Origin of the sequence: Streptomyces sp. NPDC032198 (assembly GCF_040636975.1) — a bacterium.
Taxonomy (GTDB): Bacteria; Actinomycetota; Actinomycetes; order Streptomycetales; family Streptomycetaceae; genus Streptomyces.
In genome coordinates this window covers 290,890-306,571 of the sequence record NZ_JBEZVL010000007.1, presented here as the reverse complement: position 1 = coordinate 306,571, position 15,682 = coordinate 290,890, and the positions used below count along the sequence as shown (strand labels likewise).

Genomic DNA, 15,682 nt, shown 5'->3' with positions numbered 1-15,682 from the left:
GAGCCTGGCACGGCCCCTCGCCCGGCGCAGCGCCCGGCGGGGAGCTCCAGTCCTGATACGGATCATGCCGACGGCCCCCCTAAGGCCCTGTTCAGCGTGTGATTCGCGCAGCCTGCGCAGACCGAAGCAACCGAACAGATCACGGCCCTGCGGCCGGACTGATTCTGTCGACCGCATGGGCCGATCGGACCAGAGAGGGCTTACTTGCCACTCAAACGAGTGAAGGGCGTACCCGGAGGTCCGGGTACGCCCTTCTTTGCGCCTCTTGTGCGCCTGGTGACGGCTACTGGCAGTGACTACGCTCCGCGCAGCACCGCGCCGGTCCGCTCGGTCGCCAGGGCGACGGCCGCGTCGCGGGCCGCGGAGGCCTCGTCGACGGTCAGCGTGCGGTCGGCCGCGCGGAAGCGCAGCGCGTACGCCAGGGACTTCTTGCCCGCACCGATCTGCTCGCCGGTGAAGACGTCGAACAGCCGGATGGACTCGAGGAGTTCACCCGCACCCTCGCTCAGCGCCTGCTCCACGTCGGCGGCCGGAACGCCCCCGTCGACGACGAGCGCGACGTCCTGCGTGGCGACGGGGAACGTGGAGATCTTCGGACCCTGCGGGACACCGGCTCCGGCGGCCTCCAGACGGTCCAGGTCGAGCTCCATCGCGCAGGTGCGCGCGGGCAGACCGAGCGTCTTGACGACGCGCGGGTGCAGCTCGCCCGCATACCCGACGACCTGCTCCGCCCCGTCGATCACGACGGCGAGCTCGGCACACCGGCCCGGGTGCCACGGGCCGTACTGGCCCTGGCGCACGAGCAGTTCGGTGCCCGACTCGGCGGCCAGGTCACGCGCGGCCTGCACCGCGTCGGCCCACTCGGACGGCCGGCCCTTGCCCCACCAGCCGGCCTGCTCGCGGGCGCCCGCGATGACGACGGCGGCATGCCGCGGCTGGACGGGGAGCGCCTCGGTCAGGGAGGCGATCTCCCCGTCCGTGGGACGGCGGTCGACGGGCAGCCGCACCGCGACACGGGCCTCCTCGCGGGGCTGGAAGACCAGACCCGTCTCGAACAGCGCCAGGTCGTGGCTGCCGCGGCCTTCGTTGCGGCGCAGCGCGCCGAGCAGCCCGGGCAGCAGCGTCGTACGAAGAGCGGGCTCCTCGTCGGAGAGCGGGTTGACCAGCTTCACGACCCGCCGCTTGGGGTCGCCGGGCTCCAGGCCCAGCTGGTCGAAGACCTGCTCGCCGATGAACGGGTAGTTCGGCGCCTCGACGAATCCGCTGCCGGCCAGGGCGCGGCCGAAGCGGCGGTGCAGCCGCTGCCGGCCGGTCAGGCCGCGGCCCGCGGGGGGCTTGGGCAGCGTCGACGGGAGGTTCTCGTACCCCTCGAGGCGGATGACCTCTTCGGCGAGGTCGTTCGGCTCGGCGAGGTCGGGACGCCAGGACGGCACGGTGACGGTCAGGGCGTCCTGGCCGTACACGTCGCAGCCGACTTCCTGCAGACGGCGCACGACGGTCTCGCGGCCGTACTCCACACCGGCGACCTTGTCCGGGTGATCGGCGGGCATGGCGATCGTGTGGGGCGCGGAAGGCGCGATGACCTCGGTGACCCCGGACTCGGCGGTGCCGCCCGCGAGCAGCACGAGGAGATCGACCGTGCGCTGTGCCGCGGCGGACGCGGCCTGCGGGTCGACGCCGCGCTCGAAGCGCTTGGCCGCCTCGGAGGGCAGCTTGTGGCGCCGGGCCGTGCGGGCGATGGAGATCGCGTCGAAGTGCGCGGCCTCGATGACGACGTCGGTCGTCCCGGCCGCCTCTTCGTCCGCGATCTCGGTGTTGGCGCCGCCCATGACGCCCGCGAGGCCGATCGGGCCGCGGTCGTCGGTGATGACCAGGTCCTCGGCGTCGAGGACGCGCTTGGCGCCGTCGAGCGTCGTGAACTTCTCGCCCTGCTCGGCACGGCGCACACCGATCGTGCCCTCGATGCGGGAGCGGTCGTACGCGTGCAGCGGCTGGCCGAGCTCCAGCATCACGTAGTTCGTGATGTCGACGGCGAGCGAGATCGGGCGCATGCCCGCCTTCTGGAGGCGGCGCTGCAGCCAGATCGGCGAGCGGGACTCGGGCTTCAGACCCGTGACCGTGCGCGCGGTGAAACGGTCGCAGCCGCGCGGGTCGGAGATCTTGACCGGGTAGCCGAGGGAGTTCGGCGCGGGCACATCGAGGAGCGCCGGGTCGCGCAGCGGCAGGCCGTACGCGATGGCCGCCTCGCGGGCGACGCCACGCATCGACAGGGCATAGCCGCGGTCGGGCGTGACGGCGATGTCCAGGACCTCGTCGACCAGTTCCAGCAGCTGGATGGCGTCGGTGCCGGCCTCGTGCTCCGGCGGAAGGACGATGATGCCGCCGCTTCCGTCGTCGCCCATGCCCAGCTCGTCACCGGAGCAGATCATGCCGTGCGACGTCTTGCCGTACGTCTTGCGTGCGGCGATCTTGAAGTCGCCGGGCAGGACGGCGCCCGGGAGCACGACGACGACCTTGTCGCCGACGGCGAAGTTCCGTGCGCCGCAGACGATCTCCTGCGGCTCGCCCGTGCCGTTGGCCGAGCCGACGTCGACGGTGCAGAAGCGGATGGGCTTCTTGAACTCCGTCAGCTCCTCGATGGTGAGGACCTTGCCGACGACGAGCGGACCGGTCAGGCCGGAGCCGAGCTGCTCGACGGTCTCGACCTCGAGGCCGACGTCGACGAGCTTGGCCTGTACGTCACGGCCGGTCTCGGTGGCGGGGAGATCGACGTACTCCCGCAGCCAGGAAAGCGGGACCCGCATCAGATCTCCATCCCGAAGGGCCGGGTGAACCGGACGTCACCCTCGACCATGTCTCGCATGTCTTCGACGTTGTGGCGGAACATCAGCATCCGTTCGATGCCGAACCCGAAGGCGAATCCGCTGTACTTCTGGGGGTCGACGCCGCAGGCCGTGAGGACCTTCGGGTTGACCATGCCGCAGCCGCCCAGCTCGATCCAGCCCTCGCTGCCGCAGGTGCGGCAGGGGCGGTCGGGGTTGCCCACGGACTCGCCACGGCAGACGTAGCAGACCATGTCCATCTCGGCGGACGGCTCGGTGAACGGGAAGTAGTTCGGGCGCAGGCGGGTCTTCATGTCCGCGCCGAAGAGCGACTGGACCATGTGGTCCAGGGTGCCCTTGAGGTCGGCCATGGTCAGGCCCTCGTCCACGGCGAGCAGCTCGATCTGGTGGAAGACCGGGGTGTGCGTCGCGTCCAGCTCGTCCGTGCGGTACACGCGGCCGGGGCAGACGATGTAGACGGGCGGCTCACGGTCGAGCATCGCGCGGGCCTGCACCGGGGAGGTGTGGGTGCGCAGCACGACACCGGACTCGTCGCCTTCGGTCCCCTTGGGGCCCTGGACGAAGAACGTGTCCTGCATCTGCCGGGCCGGGTGGTCCGGGGTGAAGTTCAGGGCGTCGAAGTTGAACCACTCCGCCTCGACCTCGGGGCCCTCGGCGATCTCGTAGCCCATGGCGACGAAGACGTCCGCGACACGCTCCATGAACGTGGTCAGCGGGTGCCGGGCACCGGCCGGGACGCGGTCGTACGGCAGCGTGACGTCCACCGCCTCCTCGACCAGGACCCGGGCGTCACGCTCGGCCTCGAGCTCGGTCTGGCGGGCGGCGAGCGCCTTGCTGACCGCGCCGCGCGCCATGCCGACGCGCTTGCCGGCCTCGGCCTTGGCCTGCGGGGGCAGCGCGCCGATCTCGCGGTTGGCGAGGGACAGCGGCGAGGTGCCGCCGGTGTGCGCGACCTTGGCCTCCTGGAGCTGTTCGAGGTCGCCCGCGGCGGCGAAGGCGGCGAGCGCCTCGTCCCGCATGCGCTCGATCTCTTCAGGTTTCAGTGCCTCGACCTCAACAGGGTCGTACGACTTGTTCGGTGCCGACATCTCTTCCCGTGCTTCCGGTTGGCTGGTGATGGTCCCCGTCTACGACTCGGAGACGAATCGTCCACAGATCAGGGACGCAAACGTGCCAAGGATCGAGTCTAACGGGGGTGGCGCAGGTGAATGAGCCCGCGGGCCGTGCTCGGGCGGATCGGAGAGAAGATCAGAGGAGATACGCCGGAGTGCCCACGGGCAACGTAAATCGGAACTGGGCGCCGCCACCGGGCGCGCGGCCGACGGTGATCGTCCCGCCGTGCGCCTCCACGATGCCCTTCACGATGTACAAGCCGAGTCCCGTCCCGCCGCGCTTGCTGCCCCGCCAGAAGCGGGTGAAGACACGGCCCATCGATTCCTCCGGAATGCCGGTCCCCTCGTCGCTCACGGTCACGGCCGTCTCGACCCCGCCCCGCTCGCGCGGGGACGATGAGGGTGCCACGTCGATGGTGACGGTTCCCTCGCCGTGCCGCACGGCATTTTCCAGCAGATTGCTGAGCACCTGGTCGATCTTGTCGGGGTCGGCCCAGAGGTCGGGCATCGGCTGTTCCATCCGCACCAGGAAGCGGTCGGCGTCCTGGCCGGAGGCGACATGGGCCTGGATGTGGCGGCCGACGGCCGCACCGATGTCGACGGGCTGACGGCGCAGTTCCAGGCGCCCCGAGTCGATGCGGGAGATGTCAAGGAGCTCGGCGATGAGCCGTGTGACGCGGTTGGCGTCGGCGTCGACCGTCTCCAGCATCAGTTTCTTCTGGTCGTCGGTGAAGCGCTCCCACTTGGCGAGCAGCGTCGCCGTGAAGCCCTTCACGGAGGTGAGGGGCGAGCGGAGCTCGTGGGCGACGGTGGCGATCAGCTCGGCGTGGCTGCGCTCGGTGCGGCGCCGGGCCTCGGTGTCGCGGATGGAGACGACGACGCGGCGGACGGGGCCGGTGGGCGCGGTGCGCACGTAGCGAGCGGTGACGAGGACCTCGCGTCCGCCGGGGAGCAGCAGATTGCGCTCGGGCTGCGCGAAGCGGGTCGCGATGCCGCCGTACGGATCGGTCAGCTGCCACCAGCGGCGGCCTTCGAGGTCCTCTAACGGAAGCGCGCGTTCCAGTGGCGCGCCCAGGGCGTCGTCGGCCCGCACGGCGGTGATGCGCACGGCCGCGGCGTTGAAGCAGATGACGTGTCCCGTCTCGTCCGCGACGACCAGACCGTCGGGCAGGTCGTCCGGGTGGACACCGAGGCCGCCGAGGTCACCGAGGGCGCCATGGTCCGCGCGAGTGGACAGGATGCCCTGTACTCCCGGTGATCTGCTCGTGCCGATGCTCATTCCCCGTACCCCACCTCTCGGACCGGCGCAGGAGGCCTCCGAGCCCGTCACCCTACTAGCTGGGAGTGACGGAACGGCACCCTCCAGCCGCACGCTGTGCACGGGCGGACGCATAGAGGCACACGGCCGCCGCCGTCGCAAGGTTGAGGCTTTCGGCTCTGCCGTGGATCGGAACGCGCACCACGGCGTCGGCGAGTGCGCGGGTCTCCTCCGGGAGCCCCCAGGCCTCGTTGCCGAAGACCCAGGCCGACGGCGTGCCCATGGTGCCCTTGTCGAGTTCGTCGTCGAGGTCGTCCTCGCCCGCTCCGTCGGCCGCGAGGATGCGTACGCCCGCGTCCTTCAGCCCCTGGACGGCCCGCTCGACGGGTACGCCGACGGCGACGGGCAGGTGGAAGAGCGAACCCACCGACGCGCGCACGCACTTGGGGTTGTAGAGATCCACGGAGGCGTCCGTCAGGACGACGGCGTCGGCCCCCGCCGCGTCGGCGCACCGCAGCACGGTGCCGGCGTTCCCGGGGTCACGGACGTGCGCGAGGACGGCGACCAGCCTGGGCTTCGCGGCGAGGATGCTGTCGAAGGAGGTGTCCACGAACCGGCAGACCCCGACGAGTCCCTGCGGCGTCACGGTCGTCGAGATGTCGGCGATGACGTCCTCGTCCGCCAGATGCACCCGGGCCCCCGCGGCACGGGCCTCGCCGACGATGTCCGCGTAACGCTCGGCGGCCTCGACGGTCACGAAGACCTCGACGAGCGTGTCGGCGTGCGCCGCGGCCTCCCGCACGGCCTGCGGCCCCTCGGCGAGGAACAGCTGCTCCTTCCCCCGGAAGTTCCGCTTGCCGAGCCGCCGCGCGGCACTGACACGGGACGACTTGGGAGAGATCAACTCGGGAGCGGCGGTCATGAGCTCACCTTCGGGGGGGAGACGGCAGAGGAGGGCGGACGAGAAACCGAACGCACGCGGACCCGCAGGCCAAAGGGCCTGCGGGTCCGCGAGTAACGCTCAGGTACGGCGAAGCGTCAGGCAGCCTTGGGGGCGTTGACGTCGCTCGGCAGCGCCTTCTGCGCGACCTCGACCAGCGCGGCGAACGCGTTCGGGTCGTTGACGGCGAGCTCCGCGAGGATCTTGCGGTCCACCTCGATGTTGGCGGCGTTCAGACCCTGGATGAGGCGGTTGTACGTCATGCCGTTCTGGCGGGCAGCGGCGTTGATGCGCTGGATCCACAGCCGACGGAAGTCGCCCTTGCGCTTCTTGCGGTCGTTGTAGTTGTAGACCAGGGAGTGGGTGACCTGCTCCTTGGCCTTGCGGTACAGGCGCGAACGCTGACCGCGGTAGCCCTTGGCAGCCTCGAGGACTGCGCGGCGCTTCTTGTGGGCGTTGACTGCCCGCTTGACGCGTGCCACTTGTTAACTCCTTGCAGCGGGGCCGTGGTTGGACTCACACGACCCGGTATCGATTGGGTCCCGGTCAGAGTTCAGGCGCGGTGTGCGCCCGGACTCACTTGCCGAGAAGCTTCTTGATCTTCTTGGCGTCGCCCGGGGCCATCTCGGCGTTGCCGCTGAGGCGACGCGTCAGACGGGACGACTTGTGCTCGAGCAGGTGGCGCTTGCCGGCGCGCTCGCGGAGCACCTTGCCGGAGCCGGTGATCTTGAAGCGCTTGCTGGCACCGCTGTGCGTCTTGTTCTTCGGCATAGCGCCGTTCTCTCCTCGTCAGTGGCACTCGGATGCCCGGTCGTGAAACCGGGCATCCGGGAACCGTATGTATCAGGTGGCGATCCCCGGACTCACGTCCCGGGATCAGGCCTCGGCGGGAGCCTCGGCAGGGGCCTCGGCAGGGGCCTCGGCGGCAGCTTCGACAGGAGCCTCGTCGGACTCCCCCTCCTCGGCGGAGTTCTGCGAGCGGCCCGGGTTGGCCTTCGCATCCGCCTTGCGGACCGCCTGAGCCTCGCGGGCCTCGGCCATGGCTTCGGTCTTCTTCTTGTGCGGACCGAGGACCATGATCATGTTTCGGCCGTCCTGCTTCGGGTTCGACTCGATGAACCCGAGGTCTTCGACGTCGTTCGCGAGACGCTGCAGCAGTCGGTAGCCGAGTTCCGGCCTGGACTGCTCGCGACCACGGAACATGATCGTGATCTTGACCTTGTCGCCCTGCTTGAGGAACCGGACGACGTGACCCTTCTTGGTGTCATAGTCGTGCGGGTCGATCTTCGGCCGGAGCTTCATCTCCTTGATGACCGTGTGCGCCTGGTTCTTGCGCGCCTCACGGGCCTTCATGGCCGACTCGTACTTGAACTTCCCGTAGTCCATGAGCTTGCACACGGGCGGACGGGCGGTAGCCGCCACCTCGACCAGGTCGAGGTCGTACTCCTGTGCGAGCTCCAGGGCCTTGGCAAGCGGAACAATCCCGACCTGCTCGCCGCTGGGACCGACAAGTCGCACCTCGGGAACGCGAATCCGGTCGTTGATGCGGGGCTCGGCGCTGATGGATCCTCCTCGGTAGCACCACGCGGCGGTCTGGCGGACAGCCGCGTTACGTCTGTTATCTCGACCAACCGAGTGAGTACATAAAAAATGCCCCAACCGATCACAGGAAGGGGCTCCATTACTACCGGAGCACCTCCGCGGTGATCGCGGGGCGCATCTCGGGCCTGCCGTAGTCTCGAGGACTGCGGCTGCCTGACCGGTGACCTGCCGCTCAGGGAGCGACTAGGTGGGAAGCGGAGCCTCCACTTGTGGGCCGGGCCTCTGCGTGGCACGCGAGTATCCGGCCGGTCGTTACACAAGGTTAGCAGCTCCGCGGGGGTGGGGCTAATCAACGGTGCGCACGGACTCCCGCGGACCGCTCCGCGCGGGGCTCCGCTTATCGTGTGGGGCATGAGCGACGCGACCCCCACCCCCGAGTCCGGCACCGGCCCGGGCTCCGATTCCCCCGACTTCGACACCCTGACCCGTGACATCGCCGATGTCCCCGCGGTCGAGGTGATCACCACGGTCGCCGTCCACCTGATGAGCGCGGCGGCCGTGAACCTCGGCCTGGCCGAGGGCGGCGAGGGCCACAAGGACCTCGACGAGGCCCGCAAGCTGATCCACTCGCTCGCCGGTCTGATGGACGCGAGCGCCACGGAGATCTCCTCGTTCCACGCGGCCCCGCTGCGCGACGGCCTGAAGTCGCTGCAGCTGGCCTTCCGCGAGGCGTCCGACGTTCCGGACGAGCCGGGTCAGGGCCCGGGCGAGAAGTACACGGGCCCGGTCTTCGGCTGAGCATCACCCATGACACACGTACGTATGTGATTCACGGACGTACGTAGAAGGGCTCGCCCGGTGGCGTCGCCCCGGCCGGCAGCAGTGCCAGGTCGAGGCCGCTCACCAGGCGGGCCCTCAGTGTTTCGTCGGCCGCGATGTGCCGGGCGACGCGCTGGGCGGTTTCGGCCTGGTCCGCCGCGGGGTCGAGGACGAGCGCGAGGGTGCCGTCCGCGGTGCCCGCGCCGAGGTAGGCCCGCAGGACGGCGGGCTCGGCGGCGACGGCCGCGCGTACGGCGGCCGTGACGGCGGGGTCGGCGAGCGGATCCCTGGTGTGGCGTCCTTCGGAGAGGGCGATCAGGGCGGGCCGGTTGATCTCGTACGGGACCGGTCCCGCGAGGTCGAGCACGATCGTGTCGGCCTGCTCGTGCGCGGCGGCCTGGAGCGCCTGGTGCAGGGGGACGGCGACGGGCCGGGCCTCCGGGTCCCACAGGGCGAGGGCCTGGGTCGAGGTGAACGCGGGCAGCGCCTTGCGGTCGCCGGCCTTGAGCGTGGGGACCGCCATGTCGCTGGACTTCTCGCGGCGCAGCCCGTCCGCGCCCTCTTCGACCTCGCCGAGCACGGCGACCACGGGGACGAGCAGCCGGGCGCCGGTGAGCGCCTCCAGGACGGGGCCGTGGGCCGTGCGGTCCCCGGCCCACGCGGTCAGGGCCTCGGTGAGCCGGGGGTCGGCGGACCCGTCGTCGTCGGAGAAGCCGGGGTCCGGGATGTTCTTGTTCGCCACGGCCCCGACCCTATCGACCGCGGCCCGGGGCCTATCGGGCGGTGGTGCCGGTGCGGGTTCCGCGGCGACCGCGCCAGAGGTGTACCGCCGCCGCGAGGAGGGCGAAGCCGAGGCCGCCCGCGACCGGACCGACCCAGGCGGCGGGCCCGTCGTCGCCCTGGCCCGTGTCCGGTCCCGGGCCGAAGTACTTCTCGCCGTACGCCGCGGACTTCAGCCCGTCGGGCTTCTTCTTGCCGCCCTCGGTGATCGCGGCCGCCGGGTCGATGAAGCCGAAGCCCTGTGAGTCGTCGCGGCCGCCGCTGGGCACGTCGCGGGCGGTGTCCTCCAGCAGCTGCTTGATCTGGGGCGGGGTCAGGCCGGGGTGGGCGGCGCGGATGAGGGCGACGGCGCCCGAGACGAACGCGGAGGCGGCGCTGGTGCCCCAGCCCTCGTAGTACTCCCGGTCGGGATCGGCGATGACGATGTCCTTGCCGGGGGCGCTGACGGTGGCGTACCAGCGGCGGGTGGAGAAGGAGGCGCGGTCGCCGCCCTCGTCGACGGCGGTGGCGGCGATGACGCCGGGGTAGGCCGCGGGGTACGAGATGTGGTCGCCGCGCTCGCCGCCGTTGCCCGCTGACGCGACGACGACGGCGCCCTTCTTGAGGGCGTACTGGACGGCGGCGTCCTCGGCGGGTTCCGGGTGGGCGGACTTGGAGTCGTCGCCCAGGGAGAGGTTGATGACGTCGGCGCCGTGGTCGGTGGCCCAGCGGATGCCGTCGGCGAGGGCGTTGCCCCGGGTGTTGCGGGCCTTCGAGCGGTCCGGGTCCCCGTCCTCCAGGATCACGCGGATCGGCAGGATCTTCGCATCCGGCGCGATGCCGAGTACGCCGTCCCCGCCGCCCGCGCCGTGTCCGTGGCCCGCGATGATGCCGGCCATGGCGGTGCCGTGCCTGGCCCAGGAGCGGTCGCCCTTCTTCGCCCCGAAACCGACCATGTCCTTGCCCTCGAGGACGCTGCCCGCCAGGTCGGGGTGGCCGCCGTCTATACCGGTGTCCAGGACGGCGACGGTGATGCCCTTGCCCTTGGTGGTCTGCCAGGCCTGGTCCGTGTGCAGGGCGTCGAGGGCCCACTGCTGGGCGCGTATGCCGTCGTCGGCGTGGGCGGTGGCGGGCAGGAGGGCGAGCGACGCGGCGAGGGCGGCGACACCCAGCTGACGGATTCTCATGAGGACTTCTCCGTGGCCGCGATGGTCTTCCGCAGTCGCCGCTCGACGCGGTCGGCGATGCCCCTCGCCTCGTTGCCGAGGCCCGCCTGGGCGGGGGCGGAGGTGGCGGACGTCCTGATGGCCTCGTCGGCGGGCTCGGGTTCGGTGACCGTGCGGCCGTCGGCGAATCCGGAGACGGAGAAGGCGACGACGGGGGCGTCCGGGAGCACCGACACGGTCCAGGAGGCGCGCTGGGCGTCGCCGAAGTCCGCCGCCGGGGTGCCCTTGGCCGCGTAGGGCCGGGGCATGAGGTCGGGACGCCGGTCGAGGCCCTCCTCCGTGAAGCGGGTGCGCAGCGAGCGCATGGCGTCGGCGTCGGCCTTGGTGAACAGCAGGCCCACGGTGGTGACATGGCTGCGGGTCGCGTCCGTGTACGTGGCGCGCAGCAGCCGGAGGCAGCCCGCCGGGGCCAGGGCCTTGCGCAGGAGCGGGTCGAAAGCGCCCTTGCAGGGGGAGTCGGGGGCGACGGCGATCCGGGTCCAGGTGCGGTCGGCTCCGCCGGGGCCCGCGCCCTCTCCCTTGATGGTCACCGGGAAGAGCTGGTCGACGGGCACGCTGTGCCAGAGCTGGCCCGCCATGGCATACGTGTTCCGCGTGGTGCCCGCCCCTTCGGAGCCGTCGGTCAGCCAACTCCCGGTCGCGGCGCCCCCGATGAGCCCGAGGCCGAGCACGACGCAGGCAGCGGCGGCACTCACGCGGGGCTGGGCCCAGGTGCGGACGGGGCGCAGCCGCGTGGTGCTGTCGTCGTACATCGCGGGCCGCGCGAACGACACGAAGGGCCGCCCGGCTCCGGGGCCGGGCGTCAGGTCGATGGCGCCGACCGCGCGGCGGGCGGCGGTCGTTCGGGGGGAGGGAGGAGGCGGAGGCAGGGGAGCAGACGAGGAGTCCGGGGCGGGCACGGATATGCGCGCCACCACTGGCTCCGACGGCGGCACCGAAGGCATCGGCGGACGCAGCGGATAGTCCGCGGCGTGCTGCTCGCCCTCGGCATCCGGGGCGTCAGGGGCATCGACGTGCGGCGGGCCAGGAGGGAGCGGCGGGGACGGGACAGGAGCTGGGGCAGGAGCAGGGGTGCGGGCGCGGGTCCGGGTCATCGCCGACGGCGGCGGCGTATCGGGAAAGCGCGCCGACGCGGGCGGCGGGGGCGGGGACTGCTGTTCCTCGTCCGCGAGCTGCTGCGTCTCGTCGGCGGTGTCGGCCGCCGCGTCCGCCTTGTTCACGTTGCCCGGGTCGTCCGGTTCGTCCGGGTCGTTCAGTGGCGGCCGCGGCCTGCGCACCCGGTCGAAGGGGGCGAGCAGATCCCCCAGGAGGGAGTCCTGATCTCCGTCCGCCTGACCCTGGTCCTCCGGTGCCGGATCCGCCGGGGGCGGGCTCTGGCCGGGGAAGCGGGCGGACGGAGCGGGAGGCGGCATCGACGAGGGCGGGCCCGGCGGCGGGGGTGGAGTCGTGGGACGTGGCGGGACTGGGGCCCGTCGCGCTTCCGTGCTCATGCACCCCCCGTTTCCTCGCTCTTCTGCGCGTAACTCTAAGGGCAGCTTCCGGTCGTGCGGGAACCAGTCTCGGCCCCCGGGCGATCTGCCCGGATCATCCCCCTACCCTCGGGTAATCGCGTCTGGCAGGCTTCGGCCATGACAGCCCGTGCAGCAGACAGGGCCCGCTATGACCGGGCCACCGCGCACCTCGACGCCCCCCTCGCGATCGTCGATCTGGAGGCGTTCGACGCCAATGCCGACGACCTCGTGCGCCGGGCCGGCGGGAAGCCGATCCGGGTCGCGAGCAAGTCCGTGCGCTGCCGCGCCCTCCTCGAACGTGTGCTGACCCGCGACGGCTTCGCCGGGCTCATGTCCTTCACGCTCGCCGAGTCCCTGTGGCTCGCGCGCTCCGGGTTCGACGATGTCCTGCTGGCCTACCCCTCGGCCGACCGTGCCGGCTTCGCCGAGCTGACCGCCGACCCGAAGCTCGCCTCGTCGGTGACGGTGATGATCGACGACCCCGCGCAGCTGCGGCTCATCGACGAGGCCAGGGGCGGCGGACGCGAAGAGGTCCGGGTCTGCCTGGAGTTGGACACCGCCTACAAGGTCCTCGGCGGGCGGGTGCGGGTCGGCGCGCTGCGGTCGCCCCTGCACTCCCCCGCCCAAGTCGCCGCGCTCGCCCGCGCCGTGGGCCGCAGGCCCGGCTTCAGGCTCGTGGGCGTGATGGCGTACGAGGGTCATGTGGCGGGGGTCGGTGACGCGGTCGACGGCCGTCCCGCGCGCTCGCAGGCGATCCGGCTGATGCAGACCGCGGCCCGTAAGGAGCTCGCGGCGCGGCGGGCCGAGACCATCCGCGCGGTGCGGGCGGTCGCGCCGGACCTGGAGTTCGTCAACGGCGGCGGTACCGGCAGCGTGCAGCACACGGCGGCCGAGCGTGCGGTGACCGAGATCGCCGCGGGGTCGGGCCTGTACGTACCGCGGCTCTTCGACAACTACACGTCGTTCAGCGGGCGTCCGGCCGCGCTGTTCGCCCAGCCCGTCGTGCGCCGCCCCGCCCCGGGCACCGTGACCGTGCTCGGCGGCGGCTACCCCGCGTCGGGTGCGGCGGGCCCCGACCGCTCCCCGGTGCCGTACCTCCCGGAGGGGCTGCGCTACGACCCGCAGGAAGGCGCGGGCGAGGTGCAGACGCCGCTGCTCGGCGCGCCCGCCGACGATCTGCGGATCGGCGACAAGGTGTGGTTCCGGCACGCGAAGGCCGGGGAGATGTGCGAGCGGTTCGACGCGCTGCGTCTCGTCGAGGGCGACCGTGTGACGGCCACCGTCCCGACGTACCGCGGGGAAGGCCACACGTTCCTCTAGCTCTGCGGGGCTCTCAGGGCGTCGCGCCCACGCTGTTGCCCACGCCGCCGCTCGTCCCTCCGCCGCCCACCGGACGGATCCCCTTGGTGATCCTCTCCATGTCGGAGAGCGGCGGCGCCGCGTCCCCGGCGTCGATGGCGAAGCGGACGATGACCAGCGCCTCGGAGCCGTGGCTCGAGGGGAAGGCGAGCGACTGGACGTATCCGCCGGGGCCCTTCTCCGTGCGGACCCGCCAGCGCACGAGGTATCCGGAGCGGCCCGCGACCGCGACGGAGCCCTCCTTGACCTTCTCGTGGCTCGCGATGCCCCCGAAGGGCCGCATGCCGACCTTGTCCTCCTCGTACGCGCTGTCCGCCGCGTCCTTGATGTCCCTCAGGGCCAGCGTCTTGGGCGAACGCTCGTCGGTCGCGGTCGACGTGCGGGAGTAGACCGTGCCGTGGCGGCAGAGGCTGCCCTCGCCCGGGCAGTCGTAGACGTCCGGTGTGCGGACGGTCGGGTCGCCGCCGACCGTGCTGTCGGCCTTCTCCCAGCCGTCGGGGACGGGGATCGTGATGCCGTTGAGCTGGTCGACGAGGGTGGAGGGGTCGGGGTCCGGCGCCGAGGTGGTGGGCGTCGGCGAGGTCGGCGACGGCGGGTCCACCTCCTTCGAGGTGGTCGACACGGGGCCCTCGACCTGCGGTTCTTCGTCCTTCTTGAGGAGCACCACGCCGGTGACGATCGACGCGACCAGGACGACCCCGGCGGTGGCCAGCGCCACCGCCTTGCCCCGGCCGCCGCCGGAGGCCCCCGGGAGCGGCTGGACCTGGGTCTGGGGCTGCGGCGGGCCGAACCCCGGCTGCGCCTGGGCCGCTTGCGGGGCCTCGGGCGCACGCCGGTGCTCGGTCCAGGCGGACCCGTCCCACCAGCGCTCGACGTGCTGTGCCGGTGGGGCCGAGGGGTCCGTGTACCAGCCGGGAGGGGGCGACATGCTCATCCCGGCACTCTAGGACGTGCCCTGAAGATCAGAACAGTCGGAACCGTCGGGGCAGTCGGGCCAGTCAGAACACCGCGTCCACCTGATCAGGAACGACCGAGCCGTCCCCGCGCAGGACCGGTCCCTTGCTCCCGTCCGGTGCGTTGTACGCGGCCGTCGAGCACGGGTAGAGGTCCGGCTTCCGCTTCATCGGCTCGATGAACATGGGGTTCACGACCCAGCGGCCGTCGGCGTCGTCGTACGCCCGGCACATGACCTCGTTCTTGTTGCGGTTCAGGACGAGGTGGGCGCCCGTGGCGTCGCCGACGAACGTGACGTCCGTGTCGGCGTCACCGCCGCCGAGCGCGATGCGGTGGGACCGGTCCTGCTTGTCCCAGGCGGACTTGCCCTTGACGCCGTAGATCTCCTGGTTGATCCAGCAGCGCTTGCCGTCGATGTAGGGGATGGCCTCACCCTTGTTCCGCGGGACGTCGCCACAGCCCTGGTTCCAGGTGGTGATCCGGCCCTTGCGGTCGAGGACCGAGCGGATGGCGATGGTGTGCTTGCGGTCGATGCCGACACCCCCCTTGCCACCAGCCCAGACCTCCGTGACCGGCTCGGAGCCCGCCGAGACGATGTAGACGTCGAATCCGGCCTTCTTGAGCGTGCGGATCAGGTCGCGCTGCTGGTCGTAGTAGCGGGCGTAGCCGGGGATCTCGTGCGTGCCGACCTTCTGGGTGGCGCCGACGGGGGCGGCGAGGACCTGCTTGCGGGCCTTCGCCGCGTACGACTCCAGTTCGGGGACGGTGTGTCCGGCGAAGAGCTGGGGCACCCAGGCGTACTGCGGGACGGTGTGCCGGTGGTCCCACTTTCCCGCGAAGGCGGCGGCGCCGCTCATGGTCTTGCCGTCCTCGCGGACCTCGAAGATCTCGTCGGCGCAGTCGGTGTCGGTGGAGGTGGGCAGCGGCTTGCCGACCGGCACCTTCGTGCCGCAGGCCTTGGTGAGTGCCTGGTCGGCCTCGTCCGTCATCCACTTGCTGGTGGACTTCCAGCTCGCGGGGCGCAGGATCTTGTCGTGGTGCAGGGACCAGGCGATCGTCGCGTCGGTGATGTCGTTCTTGACGACCGTGTTGTCCCAGTCGAAGGCGGCGACGGGACGCTTGTGGTCGTGGCCCCGGTGGGAGCCGCAGAGTCCGCGCTCGTCGATCATCTGCTGGAGCCGGTCACGGTTGTCGCCGAACCAGGTCAGCTTCTTGGAGAGCTGCGGGCAATGGGCCTTCGCAGCGGAGGGGTTCGCGGGCGTGGCGGCGGCCGCGGGGAGCGACGCGGGCACGGCCGCCAGAGCGGCGGCCGTGGCCAGCGTCAACGCCAAGGCATGTCTGTTGCGCATGCGCATGGAC

Annotated in this window: 14 protein-coding genes; 2 read left to right on the top strand and 12 right to left on the bottom strand. The window is 71.6% G+C overall.

The window, feature by feature from the left end; all coding sequences use genetic code 11:
• Positions 1 to 296 precede the first annotated feature (296 nt).
• From pheT to infC, 7 genes are all read right to left on the bottom strand, one after another.
• Positions 297 to 2,804, bottom strand: a complete 2,508-nt coding sequence (gene pheT / locus AB0E78_RS20820; protein ID WP_361834294.1) for a phenylalanine--tRNA ligase subunit beta — start codon at positions 2,802 to 2,804, stop codon at positions 297 to 299.
• Positions 2,804 to 3,931: a phenylalanine--tRNA ligase subunit alpha gene (gene pheS, locus AB0E78_RS20815; RefSeq protein ID WP_361834291.1), complete on the bottom strand. Its 1,128-nt coding sequence runs from the start codon at positions 3,929 to 3,931 to the stop codon at positions 2,804 to 2,806. Before pheS ends, pheT begins: the two co-directional genes overlap by 1 nt.
• A 160-nt stretch (positions 3,932 to 4,091) precedes the next feature.
• Positions 4,092 to 5,234, bottom strand: a complete 1,143-nt coding sequence (locus tag AB0E78_RS20810; protein ID WP_361834289.1) for an ATP-binding protein — start codon at positions 5,232 to 5,234, stop codon at positions 4,092 to 4,094.
• A 55-nt stretch (positions 5,235 to 5,289) separates the two neighbouring features.
• On the bottom strand, positions 5,290 to 6,135 hold the full coding sequence (locus AB0E78_RS20805) for an RNA methyltransferase (protein WP_361834286.1): 846 nt from the start codon (positions 6,133 to 6,135) through the stop codon (positions 5,290 to 5,292).
• A gap of 116 nt (positions 6,136 to 6,251) precedes the next feature.
• Positions 6,252 to 6,635, bottom strand: coding sequence for a 50S ribosomal protein L20 (gene rplT, locus AB0E78_RS20800; RefSeq protein WP_361834284.1), 384 nt, complete (start codon positions 6,633 to 6,635; stop codon positions 6,252 to 6,254).
• 94 nt (positions 6,636 to 6,729) lie between these two features.
• A complete protein-coding gene (rpmI, locus tag AB0E78_RS20795; RefSeq protein ID WP_135330421.1) occupies positions 6,730 to 6,924 on the bottom strand; it encodes a 50S ribosomal protein L35 in 195 nt (64 codons plus the stop codon).
• Positions 6,925 to 7,029: 105 nt separating this feature from the next.
• Positions 7,030 to 7,716, bottom strand: a complete 687-nt coding sequence (gene infC / locus AB0E78_RS20790; protein WP_361834681.1) for a translation initiation factor IF-3 — start codon at positions 7,714 to 7,716, stop codon at positions 7,030 to 7,032.
• A gap of 390 nt (positions 7,717 to 8,106) precedes the next feature.
• Between infC and AB0E78_RS20785 the strand changes: the two genes are divergently transcribed.
• Entirely contained in the window at positions 8,107 to 8,493 is a 387-nt protein-coding gene (locus AB0E78_RS20785) for a DUF1844 domain-containing protein (RefSeq protein WP_361834281.1), read from the top strand.
• 31 nt (positions 8,494 to 8,524) lie between these two features.
• Here the strand turns inward: AB0E78_RS20785 and AB0E78_RS20780 are convergent, their stop codons facing one another.
• From AB0E78_RS20780 to AB0E78_RS20770, 3 genes are read right to left on the bottom strand one after another with little or no spacing between them, the layout of a single operon-like run.
• Positions 8,525 to 9,256 (bottom strand): SseB family protein, encoded by a 732-nt coding sequence (locus AB0E78_RS20780; protein WP_361834278.1) that lies wholly within the window; start codon positions 9,254 to 9,256, stop codon positions 8,525 to 8,527.
• A gap of 31 nt (positions 9,257 to 9,287) precedes the next feature.
• Positions 9,288 to 10,460, bottom strand: coding sequence for a type VII secretion-associated serine protease mycosin (gene mycP, locus AB0E78_RS20775; protein ID WP_361834275.1), 1,173 nt, complete (start codon positions 10,458 to 10,460; stop codon positions 9,288 to 9,290).
• Positions 10,457 to 11,911: a hypothetical protein gene (locus tag AB0E78_RS20770; RefSeq protein WP_361834273.1), complete on the bottom strand. Its 1,455-nt coding sequence runs from the start codon at positions 11,909 to 11,911 to the stop codon at positions 10,457 to 10,459. The genes mycP and AB0E78_RS20770 overlap by 4 nt, the downstream gene beginning before the upstream one ends.
• Before the next feature lie 216 nt (positions 11,912 to 12,127).
• Between AB0E78_RS20770 and AB0E78_RS20765 the strand changes: the two genes are divergently transcribed.
• Positions 12,128 to 13,330, top strand: a complete 1,203-nt coding sequence (locus AB0E78_RS20765; RefSeq protein ID WP_361834271.1) for an amino acid deaminase/aldolase — start codon at positions 12,128 to 12,130, stop codon at positions 13,328 to 13,330.
• Positions 13,331 to 13,343: 13 nt separating this feature from the next.
• Here AB0E78_RS20765 and AB0E78_RS20760 read toward each other — a convergent pair whose 3' ends face one another.
• Positions 13,344 to 14,303 carry a DUF2510 domain-containing protein gene (locus AB0E78_RS20760; protein WP_361834269.1) on the bottom strand — a complete coding sequence of 320 codons (960 nt, stop codon included), beginning with the start codon at positions 14,301 to 14,303 and terminating at the stop codon, positions 13,344 to 13,346.
• A gap of 64 nt (positions 14,304 to 14,367) precedes the next feature.
• The gene (locus AB0E78_RS20755; RefSeq protein WP_361834268.1) at positions 14,368 to 15,672 is read right to left on the bottom strand and encodes a haloacid dehalogenase-like hydrolase; all 1,305 of its coding nucleotides are present in this window, start codon (positions 15,670 to 15,672) and stop codon (positions 14,368 to 14,370) included.
• Positions 15,673 to 15,682: the final 10 nt, after the last annotated feature.

Excerpts from the sequence above, each read along its gene's own strand:
- rpmI (WP_135330421.1), bottom strand. The coding sequence starts at position 6,924 with ATGCCGAAGAACAAGACGCACAGCGGTGCCAGCAAGCGCTTCAAGATC.
- AB0E78_RS20765 (WP_361834271.1), top strand. The coding sequence starts at position 12,128 with ATGACAGCCCGTGCAGCAGACAGGGCCCGCTATGACCGGGCCACCGCG.
- AB0E78_RS20760 (WP_361834269.1), bottom strand. The coding sequence starts at position 14,303 with ATGAGCATGTCGCCCCCTCCCGGCTGGTACACGGACCCCTCGGCCCCA.
- AB0E78_RS20755 (WP_361834268.1), bottom strand. The coding sequence starts at position 15,672 with ATGCGCAACAGACATGCCTTGGCGTTGACGCTGGCCACGGCCGCCGCT.
- mycP (WP_361834275.1), bottom strand. The coding sequence starts at position 10,460 with ATGAGAATCCGTCAGCTGGGTGTCGCCGCCCTCGCCGCGTCGCTCGCC.
- AB0E78_RS20805 (WP_361834286.1), bottom strand. The coding sequence starts at position 6,135 with ATGACCGCCGCTCCCGAGTTGATCTCTCCCAAGTCGTCCCGTGTCAGT.
- pheS (WP_361834291.1), bottom strand. The coding sequence starts at position 3,931 with ATGTCGGCACCGAACAAGTCGTACGACCCTGTTGAGGTCGAGGCACTG.
- AB0E78_RS20785 (WP_361834281.1), top strand. The coding sequence starts at position 8,107 with ATGAGCGACGCGACCCCCACCCCCGAGTCCGGCACCGGCCCGGGCTCC.
- AB0E78_RS20810 (WP_361834289.1), bottom strand. The coding sequence starts at position 5,234 with ATGAGCATCGGCACGAGCAGATCACCGGGAGTACAGGGCATCCTGTCC.
- pheT (WP_361834294.1), bottom strand. The coding sequence starts at position 2,804 with ATGCGGGTCCCGCTTTCCTGGCTGCGGGAGTACGTCGATCTCCCCGCC.
- AB0E78_RS20770 (WP_361834273.1), bottom strand. The coding sequence starts at position 11,911 with ATGCCGCCTCCCGCTCCGTCCGCCCGCTTCCCCGGCCAGAGCCCGCCC.